Origin of the sequence: Anoxybacteroides rupiense (assembly GCF_014196195.1) — a bacterium.
Classification (GTDB): domain Bacteria; phylum Bacillota; class Bacilli; order Bacillales; family Anoxybacillaceae; genus Anoxybacteroides; species Anoxybacteroides rupiense.
This window is the reverse complement of sequence record NZ_JACIDF010000006.1, coordinates 225338-236748: the sequence shown is the minus strand read 5'-3', so window position 1 is coordinate 236748 and position 11411 is coordinate 225338. Positions and strand designations below refer to the sequence as shown.

At 42.4% G+C, this 11411-nt stretch carries 14 protein-coding genes and 1 pseudogene; 1 reads left to right on the top strand and 14 read right to left on the bottom strand.

Annotated elements, in window-relative coordinates; genetic code table 11:
- Nucleotides 1-70: 70 nt before the first annotated feature.
- The 12 genes and pseudogenes from GGQ95_RS12105 to GGQ95_RS12050 form a co-directional block, all read right to left on the bottom strand.
- Nucleotides 71-238, bottom strand: coding sequence for an S-layer homology domain-containing protein (locus GGQ95_RS12105; RefSeq protein ID WP_082741694.1), 168 nt, complete (start codon nucleotides 236-238; stop codon nucleotides 71-73).
- 19 nt (nucleotides 239-257) lie between these two features.
- Entirely contained in the window at nucleotides 258-428 is a 171-nt protein-coding gene (locus tag GGQ95_RS18880; protein WP_159719791.1) for a hypothetical protein, read from the bottom strand.
- A 369-nt stretch (nucleotides 429-797) separates the two neighbouring features.
- The gene (locus tag GGQ95_RS12095; protein WP_156450535.1) at nucleotides 798-956 is read right to left on the bottom strand and encodes a hypothetical protein; all 159 of its coding nucleotides are present in this window, start codon (nucleotides 954-956) and stop codon (nucleotides 798-800) included.
- Between the two features lie 13 nt (nucleotides 957-969).
- Nucleotides 970-1836: a permease gene (locus GGQ95_RS12090; protein ID WP_159719792.1), complete on the bottom strand. Its 867-nt coding sequence runs from the start codon at nucleotides 1834-1836 to the stop codon at nucleotides 970-972.
- A gap of 81 nt (nucleotides 1837-1917) precedes the next feature.
- Nucleotides 1918-2364 carry a MarR family winged helix-turn-helix transcriptional regulator gene (locus tag GGQ95_RS12085; protein WP_183186869.1) on the bottom strand — a complete coding sequence of 149 codons (447 nt, stop codon included), beginning with the start codon at nucleotides 2362-2364 and terminating at the stop codon, nucleotides 1918-1920.
- 136 nt (nucleotides 2365-2500) lie between these two features.
- Nucleotides 2501-2923, bottom strand: coding sequence for an arsenate reductase (thioredoxin) (gene arsC, locus GGQ95_RS12080; protein ID WP_159719794.1), 423 nt, complete (start codon nucleotides 2921-2923; stop codon nucleotides 2501-2503).
- 21 nt (nucleotides 2924-2944) lie between these two features.
- A complete protein-coding gene (gene arsB, locus GGQ95_RS12075; protein ID WP_183186868.1) occupies nucleotides 2945-4006 on the bottom strand; it encodes an ACR3 family arsenite efflux transporter in 1062 nt (353 codons plus the stop codon).
- Nucleotides 4007-4031: 25 nt separating this feature from the next.
- Complete coding sequence (locus tag GGQ95_RS12070) at nucleotides 4032-4379, bottom strand: ArsR/SmtB family transcription factor (RefSeq protein ID WP_066149330.1); 348 nt, start codon at nucleotides 4377-4379, stop codon at nucleotides 4032-4034.
- 292 nt (nucleotides 4380-4671) lie between these two features.
- Nucleotides 4672-4935: a hypothetical protein gene (locus GGQ95_RS12065; RefSeq protein WP_044741800.1), complete on the bottom strand. Its 264-nt coding sequence runs from the start codon at nucleotides 4933-4935 to the stop codon at nucleotides 4672-4674.
- A gap of 19 nt (nucleotides 4936-4954) precedes the next feature.
- Nucleotides 4955-5296 (bottom strand): annotated as a pseudogene (locus GGQ95_RS12060) (anti sigma factor C-terminal domain-containing protein); the annotation flags it as partial.
- Nucleotides 5297-5764: 468 nt separating this feature from the next.
- On the bottom strand, nucleotides 5765-6118 hold the full coding sequence (locus GGQ95_RS12055) for a DUF2200 domain-containing protein (RefSeq protein ID WP_066149946.1): 354 nt from the start codon (nucleotides 6116-6118) through the stop codon (nucleotides 5765-5767).
- A 46-nt stretch (nucleotides 6119-6164) separates the two neighbouring features.
- Nucleotides 6165-6779: a TetR/AcrR family transcriptional regulator gene (locus GGQ95_RS12050; protein ID WP_159719798.1), complete on the bottom strand. Its 615-nt coding sequence runs from the start codon at nucleotides 6777-6779 to the stop codon at nucleotides 6165-6167.
- Nucleotides 6780-6905: 126 nt separating this feature from the next.
- Between GGQ95_RS12050 and GGQ95_RS12045 the strand changes: the two genes are divergently transcribed.
- Nucleotides 6906-9119, top strand: a complete 2214-nt coding sequence (locus tag GGQ95_RS12045) for an MMPL family transporter (protein WP_183186867.1) — start codon at nucleotides 6906-6908, stop codon at nucleotides 9117-9119.
- Nucleotides 9120-9481: 362 nt separating this feature from the next.
- On the opposite strand, the gene GGQ95_RS12040 is transcribed toward GGQ95_RS12045, so the two are convergent.
- Both GGQ95_RS12040 and GGQ95_RS12035 read right to left on the bottom strand, forming a co-directional pair.
- The gene (locus GGQ95_RS12040) at nucleotides 9482-10081 is read right to left on the bottom strand and encodes a TetR/AcrR family transcriptional regulator (RefSeq protein WP_183186866.1); all 600 of its coding nucleotides are present in this window, start codon (nucleotides 10079-10081) and stop codon (nucleotides 9482-9484) included.
- A complete protein-coding gene (locus GGQ95_RS12035) occupies nucleotides 10074-11354 on the bottom strand; it encodes an MFS transporter (RefSeq protein ID WP_221212089.1) in 1281 nt (426 codons plus the stop codon). Before GGQ95_RS12035 ends, GGQ95_RS12040 begins: the two co-directional genes overlap by 8 nt.
- Nucleotides 11355-11411 lie beyond the last annotated feature (57 nt).

The following is an 11411-nucleotide window of genomic DNA, read 5'->3' as shown; positions in this document are numbered from 1 at the left end:
ACCCGAAGTCACGCTCAGGGAGACGAAAGGCGGCTTTCGTCGTGGAACTGAGAAGCTCCCACTTCAAGCTTTAGCTAAGTGGTGAGTAGTTCACATGAAAGGCCTCTACAAGCACTTTGGCCATTTGCGCGCGAGTTAATGGTTTATCCGGACCGAATTTGCCGCTATCATCCCCTTTGAAAATTCCTTCGTTAACGGCCGCTTTGATATAATCATAATCCGGATGGTCTTTAGCCATATCAGGGAAATGAACATCCTTATACTTCGGGATTGTTGATATTTAGTTTTAAGGCTTTAACGAGCATTCTAGCGGCTTTTGCCCGTGTAATATTCTCATTTGGACAATGGCTGTTTCCCTTTAGGACTTCTGCAATCCCTTGATTCAACAGATATTGAATTTCCTCAAAAGCCCAATAAGCCGAATTCACGTCGTTAAATGCCTTGATTTGAGCGGCTTCAACACGTGTAGGCTGCTGAATATTTTCCCACTATAAGACTTAACCCACAAATCACAGGAACTATTTTTTTATGTAACTCCCCCATTTCTAATAGTTGGTGTTTGGCTAGTTGTTTTTTTATTATTTAGCACATAGTTCTATATTTTAAATAAGCGATGTAGATAAAAAAGAAGGATCTCTTTTACATTAGCTCCTGTAAATCTTACCTACCATGGCTCTATCTGTTTTGTATTATTCCTTCTGGATGACATGGCACACTCTAAATCTATCCATTCGACTCTCCTGATATTTTCTTCAGGTGATTTTCAAGTCGAGTTGCTCGAATGCTTTTTTGTCCTATTAGCAGCTCTCACAGCTAGATGCAGGAGAGCAACATTCCCGATCCATCTGCTTGTTTTTGTCCAAATTTTTCTCCGTTTCTTTCACTTCAACAATTTGGATATCGCAACAACCTTTGCTTTCTTCGGATTTGCCAAATAGAACTTTCAACATGTTCATCTAAAATACCTCCTTATATCACATAAAATAACCATCCTGATAATGTGGCCATTGTTATGACAGAACCGATAAACGCAGCAATAAGCTTCTTGTTAAAGATGCTGTGCAATAATGTAATCTCTGGCAAGCTTGCACCGGCTGAACTAATCATCAACGCCATGATAGGTCCCAATGCCATCCCTTTGGCGAGCAACATTTGTGAAATAGGAATCATTGTGGAAAGACGAATATACAATGGAATTCCGATGATTGCTGCCAGCGGAACAAGCCACCATTTATCACCTCCCATATAGGTCGAAATCCATTCGGACGGCACCACTCCATGAATTATGGCCCCAATGCCTGCGCCAACAAGTAAATATGGATAAACGTTTTTCATGAGCTGAAACGTCTCTTGAAGAGCTTCTTTTATGTTGCGCTTTTTGCCAAGGCGCATTTCTCCTTTCACAATGACCTGTTTCACTTGATGTTCGAATCGGAATTTTTCAAGTGCAAAACCAATGAGAATGGACATGATAGCGGTGATTATCGTATAAGCAAGCGCTACTTTTACTCCAAGTATCGTCGCCATGAGGGTTAATATGGTTGGGTCTAGCACAGGCGAAGCAAATAGAAATACCATTACAATCCCAAAACGGACTTGCTGATTTAGAAGTGATACAACAACCGGTATCGTTGAACAGGAGCAAAACGGCGTAATAAAAGCAAATGCTATAGCAATCCCTGCTCCTAATAATGGGTGATGCTTTGTTAAGAAATATGTCATTTTGGCATAAGGGATATAGCCTTCTAAAAAGTTAATGATGAATGAAATACTAAAAAACAAAAGAGTCAATTCAAACATAATATAAAGAAAATCTTGAAGAGCAGCTATACTCATGGACAATCCCCCATTGCGTTTATTTTATTTGCAAAATACAAATATTTGTTTTAATGATTGGCAAGCCTTATTAGACTTGCCTTAAAACAAGGGTTTACAACAAACGCTCGATTTCGCCATGCATTCATTCAGTAATTTAATCGAACGAATCACGGTTTCTTTCTCAAATTCAGTCATACGCGAAAATACCTCGGCTAAATATTGATTGATTTCTCGATCAATGGTTGTTGCAATAAACTTTCCTTGGGTTGTTAAGGACAGCGTGTATACGCGTCTATCTTCAGGGGATGGCTCTTTTTTTACAAGCCCCATTTTCACTAAATTTTGAATTTGCCTGCTGAATGTTGTGATATCCATTGCTAATATATCGGCTATTTGCTGCATGGAAGGAGAATGATGCTTATCAATTTCATAAAGAATATGGCTTTGAGCCAGCGAAATATCTATAGGATCAATGGAACAGCAATTTTTATTCAGCAATCCGAAACGACGTGTCATCACCTGAAACAGCTCTCTAATGTTTTCCATTTTTTTCACCTCTATCATTATTTATATCATTTTATTTGTAAATTGCAACATTTTTTCATTTAAAAAAAGCAGCTTTTTGACTGTATCAACTTCAATAAAAACAGCCGAGAAGATTCTTCTCGGCTGTTTTTCAGTGTTATTCTCCTGTTTCAGAAAATGTTTTGATGCGAGCGCCAATTTCATCACGAACACGCTGAAATACAGACCATTTTTCTTCCTCGGTTCCTTCCGCCTTCGCAGGATCATCAAATCCCCAATGTACGCGCTTCACATGTGGCGGTGTTACCGGACAGTGATCGGCTGCATGGCCGCATAATGTTACGACTAAATCTGCTTGATTTAAAATTTCAGGATCAATGACGTCGGATGTTTGGCTAGAAATATCAATTCCTACTTCTTTCATGGCTTTTACTGCGCTCGGATTAAGTCCGTGAGCTTCGATACCTGCACTATAAACGTCCCATTCATCACCAAGGTATTTTTTGGCCCATCCTTCGGCCATTTGGCTACGGCAAGAGTTTCCTGTACATAAGAAGTAAATGGTCTTTTTATCTTGCAATTTTTACCCCACCTTTTGTTGTTAGTATGATACAGATTCTGTTTTGAAGTATTTTCGTTGAAACCGTAGTGCCACGTTGACCAGCGCGATCATAATCGGCACTTCCACAAGCGGTCCAATAACAGCTGCAAAGGCTGCGCCCGAATGGATTCCAAATACACCAACAGCGACGGCAATGGCTAATTCAAAGTTATTGCTTCCGGCTGTAAAGGCAAGGGTTGTCGTTATAGGGTAGCTCGCGCCAATTTTCCTTCCCAAGAAGAAGGAAACAAAGAACATCAACACAAAGTAAATGAGCAATGGAATGGCCACTCTCACGACATCCAATGGCAAGCTGACAATAACCTCTCCTTTTAATGAGAACATGACGATAATCGTATATAACAGTGAAATGAATGTAATCGGACTGATGTTTGGAATGAATACGTTTTCGTACCATCGCTTTCCCCTTGCTTGTACCAAGATAAAGCGCGTGATCATTCCGCCGAGAAACGGGATTCCTAAGTAAATGAACACGGACTTCGCGACTTCCATCATCGTGATATGAATGCCAACACCTTCTAATCCTAGCCATTCTGGAATGATTGTTACAAACACATACGCGTAAATCGAGAAAAAGAGCATTTGAAATACAGAATTAAATGCTACGAGTCCAGCTGCATACTCTCGATCCCCCTTTGCTAAATCATTCCAGACGATCACCATCGCAATACAACGAGCCAGGCCAATCAGGATCAGTCCGACCATATATTCAGGCTTATCCGGCAAAAATACAATGGCCAATACAAACATTAAAATTGGTCCAATGATCCAATTTTGGATAAGGGACAAAACCAATATTTTTAGATCTTTAAATACGCGTCCCATCTCTTCATAACGAACTTTAGCTAACGGAGGATACATCATTAAAATTAAACCAACAGCAATTGGAATGTATGTCGTTCCCGTCTGTAAACGGTTCATCTTCTCTACAAAGTCTGGAAAGAAGAAACCCATCCCCATTCCCGCTGCCATCGCGAGAAAAATCCAAAGCGTTAAGTATCGATCCAAGAACGATAGCCGCTTTCTTTTCGTATTATTCATCTTTCCTCTCCTCATTTCATGTAGATTAACAGCCGCAACGAAGCGTAGGATTGGTTTCTTCGATCCTACGGATATTCTCGGTTTGATCGGGAATATGTTGTAAAATAGCCTCCATCAAATCATATTCCTTGTTTTGTGGATGAAGAGAATAGTAAATCCACTGTCCCCTTCTCTCCTCTTTGATTAATCCGGCATCCTTCAACTTACGAAGATGTTGACTCACAGATGGCTGGCTCATATTAAACACTTCAAGAAGCTCACAAACACAACATTCCCGCTGTTTTAAAATAGCGACAATGGTTAAGCGGGTTTTATCGCCTAACAATTTTAAAATATGCGCTGCTTTTTCGATTTCCCAAGCGGTCTCACTCATCAACTCTCCTCCCTTTTTAAGTCTTGCTGTAGAAATAGAAGACGTAAAATCATTCTCCAATCACTGAATATAATCATATAAGCATATACTTATATAAAGCAAGTGAGGATAAGAAATCTTAACATACTTTTAACATAAAAAAGCAGAAAGACAGAAGTCTTCTTGCTTCTGTCGCTATATGAATCTCCCTCACCTACACTTTGCTTAGAGGTGAGAGACTTCTCAATGGATGATGTTAAAAAATCCCCTAATATATTTTGTAAGCAGAAGTGAATCTGTAAGACTTGTTTTCTTATGGATGGGGATGAATTCCTAAACCAAACCAAATGATGCCCATGCAAGAAACGATGAGAATAAGGTGAAGAACGCCGGCTAAATAAGAATAGAATCGATCATTTTTGACCCATCCAAACAAACATATAAGCATTCCAAACAATGAAATCCAAATATAACGAATACGAAAAACAGGGATATCCACTATCGCTTGCACATTTAACAAAATCAGCAAAAATATAGCGACTAATGTATTGAGCAAATGGATGGATAGCATTTTCATTTTTAATCATCTCCCTTTATTACGGCCAATAGATCTGTCCTAAGCGAATCACATGAACTTCCTTCATCTTTTCCAAAGATAATACATCTTTAGCGGTTCCTGTTATAGCGATTCCATAAACCTTCAATTCTTTATTCTTTTTCACCCATTTCAGTCGCTCGGCCATCTTTAAGTTTTTATATTCCGTTAATTGTGTTGCCCATTTTTCGTTTTTGGTTAATAGCTCGAGCCCTTTGACTACTTCTTCGTAATCAGTAAACGAGCGATTGAATACAGAATCTACATGCACTTTTTTGTATGGAAAGCCAATGACAGGTGTTTGCATAAAATCTAAATCATCCTTCATTTGTTTCTCAACTCCTGTATCTAATGCAAGTCACGTGATATGGTATCCTTTGAATTTTTCATTGATTTCTTTTAAGGAATAGGACCGATTCAAAGAAATATAGAATGGAAGAGGGATTAACGGAGAACACAAAGTCAAGAACAGAATGCACATATCTATCTGTCCGAATGGCAAAGACGACAACCAGACAAAGATAACGTGAATGTAAATCTAACCAAATGAAATGTGCGCAATCCCCTTTCATCGAACAAAGAAAAACAGAAAAGGATCACGTGTCAAGCATAAAGAAGCCATTAAGCTAAATCGTTTTCCTCCAAAAGCTATGGGTGATCGACGAATGTCGATCACCCATTTGGTCAACTGTCTACTTTGGTTTCATGTGTCTTTGAATCTCTGTAAAATTCTACAACCAAACATGCCCATCGCGGGCTTGTTTTTCAAGTTCGTGTCACTTCCTCCCCACACGCACGCTCTTGTTTTCGATTATGATTTCCGTAAAATCTTCTCCATCGCCTTCCCTCTTGCTAGCTCATCAATCAGCTTATCTAAATAGCGAATTTCTCGCATGATGGGTTCTTCGATATTTTCCACCCGGACACCGCAGACCACACCTTTGATGAGAGTTCGCGAAGGGTTCAAGTGCGGAGCTTCTGTAAAGAAAGTTTCAAAGTCTGTCTTTTTTTCTAAGTGTGTATTTAACTCTTCCTGGCTGTATCCAGTCAACCAACAAATGATTGTATCAACCTCCTTTTTCGTGCGCCCTTTTTTCTCTGCCTTTGTCACATAGTGAGGGTAGACACTGGCGACACTTGTTGTATAAATCCGATGCTTGTCCATAATATCTCCCCTTTCTATCTTTTATTATATGAGAACCATCCTCTTTTTAACGTGGAGAAAGACCGTTAAGCAACAATCGGACCATTTCAGAGGCAACTTCTTCCACCATTTGGCGCTTATTCATTACTTCTTGGCGATTGCGAACGGTCAACATGGCGACAAAAAGATGGGAAAGCAAGAAAGGATCATACGGCACAATCTCCTCCTTTTCCATTGCTTTTTGAAAGGCGTGCTCAAGCACTTCATGCAACTTCCGTTCAGCATTGCGAATTTCTGCAGTTTGTTCCTCTGATAACTCCGACGAGGCTTCACGCATCATCGTTTCAAAATCCACATACGTATTTTGCATATAGCGTATAGCGACCTCCCGCAGACGTTCCTGCAATGTCCCGGGACCGTTCATAATGGCAACGGTTTGATCGTGTGCAACCTTTAACACAAACAACAGACATTTGGTAAATAACATGGATTTGTTACTGAAATAGTAATAAACACTTGCTTTGGTTAAACCGCATGTTTTAGCTACGGTTTCAAGGGACACCTTTTCAAACCCGTATTCCATAAATAAAGCGGAAGCAGTCCGCAATATTTGTATCATCGTTTGTGAAGACTCGGTTGCTTTTGGACGGCCTGGTTTACGTTTTTCTCTGGATTGATTCACAGTTGCTCCCTCCCGCTCTAAAATAAAGCTTGATTAATTAACCTTCTGGTATATATAATTATATCATCTCCACATAAAAGATACGTAAATAGCGTCAAAACGCGTAAAGAAAGGAAGGACAGTAATATGTTTCACTCGATCGGAGCGCTGGTTAGCGGACCGAAAACACGGTGGGCAACGCTGATTGTCTGGGTAGCCATGGCCATCATTCTCTCGGTTTCCTTACCAGCCGCAGGTGATCAAAAACAAAACAACGCCGGCAATCTTCATAAAGACAGTCCCTCTTTACAGGCGGATCGTGTCATGGAAAAGTATTTCCCTGGGGAGTCAGGGCTCCCTGCTTTAGTGGTTTGGCATCGGCCTGACGGTTTGAACGAACAGGATTTTCGTCTGATGGCAGAAATTTCTCAACAGCTCAAAGAAAAACCGCTGAAAGGCCAAAAAAGCTTGCTTTCCTTGCATCAGTTTCCTCCTCCTGCCTTGAAACAAATGGTTTCTGAGGATGGCAGCACACTTGTTCAGCCGATCATATTTGATGAGAGTATGGAGCCGGAGCAGCTTAAAAAGAGTTTACATGCTCTTCAGGACAGAATCAAGAAAGCTTCTGGTACCGATCCTTTTACCACAACAATGGACGCGCCGGACAAATTGAGTCTTCGCATTAGCGGTCCCGCAGGCATTGCGGTGGATGCTACCGATTTGTTTCTGAATGCTGATTTCGTTTTATTGATCGCCACCATCTTGTTAGTGTTAGTCGTTTTGCTCTTGATCTACCGTTCTCCTCTCTTAGCGATCATCCCGTTAATTGGTGTTGGCTTCGCTTATGCTGTAACCAGTCCCCTATTGGGCTGGATGGCCAAGAAAGGATGGATTGTAGTCGACTCTCAAAGCCTTGCGATCATGACCGTCCTTCTTTTCGGCGCTGGTACAGACTATTGTCTATTTTTCATTACCCGCTTCCGACAAGAGCTGATGCGTGACAGCAATCGTTTTCATGCACTGCGCCGCACCTTCCGAGAAGCTTCAGGTGCCATAGCCATGAGCGGTTTCACCGTGATGCTAGCTTTGCTAGCATTGCTTGTAGCTAAATATGGTGCATACGAACGTTTCGCAGTGCCGTTTAGCTTATCTATTCTGATCATGATGCTTGCCAGTCTGACGTTGGTGCCGGCGTTGCTGGCCATCATCGGACGCGTCGCCTTCTTCCCATTTGTTCCTCGGACACCAGAAGAAGAGCAGCAGCGTGCCGTTGAGAAGGGCAAGGATTATAAACCTAAAAAAGCTAGACGTACCTTGAGTGCAACTGTCGGTCAACTAGTCGTTACCAAACCGCGAAGAGTTGTCATTGCCTGCACCATAACGCTTGGGATTTTGGCCGCATTCGCCAGTCAAATAACCTTTACGTATGATTTGCTGTCATCGTTCCCGAAAAATATGCCTTCCCGCGAGGGGTTTGAACGCATAGCCGAGAGCTATTCCCCTGGGGAGCTTGCTCCGGTTTCCGTGATCGTCAAAAACGGTCCCGATCTAAGCAAAACTCTGGCGGAACATCCTGCGGTGAATGAGGTTGCTGAGCGTCAAATCAGCACCATTGATCCCGCCTACTCTTTATACCGTCTAGTTCTTAACGCAAACCCTTATTCACAAGAAGCGATGAAGGTTATTCCGGAGCTGCGCAACATTGCCGCAGAGGCTCTGGAAACTAGCGGAGCCGTACAGAATGACACTTCTATTTGGCTTGCTGGACAAACAGCGGAGCAATATGATGTGAAATCATGGACCGATCGGGACAGCCACGTGATCATTCCCCTTGTGATCGGTCTGATCGCGGTCTTGCTTTTTGCATACTTGCGCTCGCTCATAACGACGATTAATCTAATATTGACTGTTTTGCTTTCTTATGTTGCGGCCTTGGGAATGGGGTGGATTATCCTTCATTACGGATTTGGCGTAGCAGCGATTCAAGGAGCCATTCCTCTGTATGCTTTCGTCTTCTTGATTGCTCTTGGCGAAGATTATAATATTTTTATGATTTCGAGTATCTGGAAAAAAGCCAAGACCATGCCGTTAAAAGAAGCCATTAAAGAAGGGGTGACACAAACGAGCGGTGTCATTACATCAGCAGGTCTGATCCTAGCGGCCACCTTCGCTGTATTGATCACCATGCCTATACAAGTCCTTGTTCAATTTGGTTTAATCACGGCTCTTGGCGTACTTTTAGATACTTTTGTCGTTCGAGCATTGCTGGTGCCTTCCTTGACGGCGCTTATGGGAAAAATGGCATTTTGGCCGAGTCGTTCAAAACAGCAGGAATCTTCGTTGAAAACACGAGCCAAGTAAAATCGGCCATCCAAAGCATATCAAATTCTCTTGGTGTGATGACGGGGTTTTGTCTACCGACACCCCTGCATCACACTAAGGGAGCTTTTTTGATCAAGCCTCTGCACAGGAATGTTTCTATTATACCACTTGTCCCTCTCCTCAACCTATTCCTTATTGAAAAACCGATGCAAAACAAAGGGACGCCTCAACAGAGGAAAGGGAAACCTTGGAAATTTTTTTATTGCGAGTCCCTGTTTGGATCTTCATCGAACGAGAGGGTTGGTCTGTTGGGAAAGTGCGAATCAAAAAGAGAACGCCGGAGCTAGCGACGTTCTCTAAGCAATTGACATTGTTCATTTCATCATTGATTTTGTTTTCACTTAGGAATCGCGTGTCAACGTTCCATGCAAAAAAACATCAATCGCTTTGTGATATAATTTCAATGCCTCTTGAAACTGGATACGCCGTGAGATTTCCCCCAATCCCATTATCATCGCTCCAAGAATAACCGCCAACATCTGCGCTTGATCCTGTTGTAGCTCTCCGTCGTCCATCGCTGTCTGTATCATCTCTTGAAAAAAAGCAATCTGATCGGAATAGAACTTCGTTACCCTTTCCTGTACTTCACTGTTGTTCCATTCACTATTGAGAAATTCATCCATCGCGTTTGTCAAGGGATGATTTACATCATTTGTAACAATATGCTCTGCCAATCCGAGAAGCTTTTCGGCAAATGTTGGCCACTGCGACTCTTTTTGCTTCCACTTCTCCCGCCAATCACGATCCCATTCATCTAGCAAATATTGAAACAGCTGTTCCTTATTGCCGAAGTGATAATAAATATTGCCCTTGCTCTTTCCTGTTGCCGCGACGATATCTTCGATAGATGTCCCCTTATATCCTTTTTGGGCAAACAATTGCATGGCTGCTTCGGCAATGCATTTTTTCGTCTGTTCGCTCTGCAGCTTCTTTTTATTCATTGTATGCCCTCCTGCCACCTTCATCATAATAGTTTTTTGTTTTGGTGTCCAAGAGATGGTTGTTGCTTTGGTGAACCGACCGGTGCTCTTTCCTCTCCTTGCGAATCCAGTACAAATTCAACAGAAAACCAGCCAGCATAATCAGACTGCCGATTAGAAATGGCGAATTCATTTGAATATCGAACAAAGCTCCGGCCAGCAAAGGACCGGCAATATTTCCAAGACTCGTATACGATGCGTTCATTCCAGCCACAAATCCTTGATCATCGCCTGCGATTCTAGAGAAATACGTGCTGATGGCTGGCCGTACAAAATCAACTGCCAAAAAGACAAGAGTGACTGAAGTGACCATCATCCAATAACGGAACGAAAAGAGGGTCACCACCATGAACACGACGATCAACAATAGACAATAGGCCGACAGCTTCTTCTCGCCGATCCAATTGATTAATCGTCCAAAGAGCGTCAACTGCGCGACGGCTCCAATGATGGAGCCGATCATGATCAACCAGGCAATTTCTCTCGGGGTATATCCATACCTGTGATCGACAAAGAGCCCAAGCACGGTTTCATATTGAGAGATTCCAAGCGAGATGATCAAAATGATCACCAATCCAGTAAAGTATGGCGTGCGGTAAGACCGAGCGAGTTGTGCCATCTGATTGGTTCGTTTCTTTTGAGACGCCATCATGTCAAGGCGTTTACTCTTGTCGAGCGATTCAGGAAGAATGGTCGAAACAACGCCAGCAACAGCGGCGGCGCTGGCTGCTGCGAAGAAAGGTACTCGCAAACCGTATTCCGCCAAAAATCCGCCGATCGCCGGCCCGATGATAAAACCAGTCGAAATAGCCGCATTGACCCAGCCCATTCCTGTGCCCCGCTCTTCTTCTGAGGTAATGTCAACCACATACGCCATGACAGCTGGCATGATGAAGGCGACTGACACACCGCCCAACATTCTCGATAGAAACAGGAGAAGAGCGTCATTGGCCAGACCAAAAATGAATTCGGAAACGGCAAAAATCAACATACCAATCACAATCACCCATTTTCTCCCATATAAGTCTGACCAACTTCCTGCATAAGGCGCCACCAAAAATTGGGTTAAAGAAAAAACGGCCACCAGAAAGCCGACAACCGTTCCAGAAATCCCAAGCACGTTCATGTATGTCGGCATAATCGGGATAACCAGGCCAACACCGACAAAAGCCAAAAAAATGTTCAACATAAGGATGAGTATGGCTCCTCTGTTCCTTGTTGCCAATTCCATCATCTTGTGTTCCTCCAAGTCAATTTTGTCACTGTGATCGGTATACATTATTATTATACT

Bases quoted from the DNA above. Each gene is read 5' to 3' on its own strand.
- GGQ95_RS12105 (WP_082741694.1), bottom strand. From the start codon at position 238: ATGGCTAAAGACCATCCGGATTATGATTATATCAAAGCGGCCGTTAAC.
- GGQ95_RS12095 (WP_156450535.1), bottom strand. From the start codon at position 956: ATGAACATGTTGAAAGTTCTATTTGGCAAATCCGAAGAAAGCAAAGGT.
- GGQ95_RS12090 (WP_159719792.1), bottom strand. From the start codon at position 1,836: ATGAGTATAGCTGCTCTTCAAGATTTTCTTTATATTATGTTTGAATTG.
- GGQ95_RS12085 (WP_183186869.1), bottom strand. From the start codon at position 2,364: ATGGAAAACATTAGAGAGCTGTTTCAGGTGATGACACGTCGTTTCGGA.
- arsB (WP_183186868.1), bottom strand. From the start codon at position 4,006: ATGAATAATACGAAAAGAAAGCGGCTATCGTTCTTGGATCGATACTTA.
- GGQ95_RS12070 (WP_066149330.1), bottom strand. From the start codon at position 4,379: ATGAGTGAGACCGCTTGGGAAATCGAAAAAGCAGCGCATATTTTAAAA.
- GGQ95_RS12065 (WP_044741800.1), bottom strand. From the start codon at position 4,935: ATGAAAATGCTATCCATCCATTTGCTCAATACATTAGTCGCTATATTT.
- GGQ95_RS12055 (WP_066149946.1), bottom strand. From the start codon at position 6,118: ATGGACAAGCATCGGATTTATACAACAAGTGTCGCCAGTGTCTACCCT.
- GGQ95_RS12045 (WP_183186867.1), top strand. From the start codon at position 6,906: ATGTTTCACTCGATCGGAGCGCTGGTTAGCGGACCGAAAACACGGTGG.
- GGQ95_RS12040 (WP_183186866.1), bottom strand. From the start codon at position 10,081: ATGAATAAAAAGAAGCTGCAGAGCGAACAGACGAAAAAATGCATTGCC.
- GGQ95_RS12035 (WP_221212089.1), bottom strand. From the start codon at position 11,354: ATGATGGAATTGGCAACAAGGAACAGAGGAGCCATACTCATCCTTATG.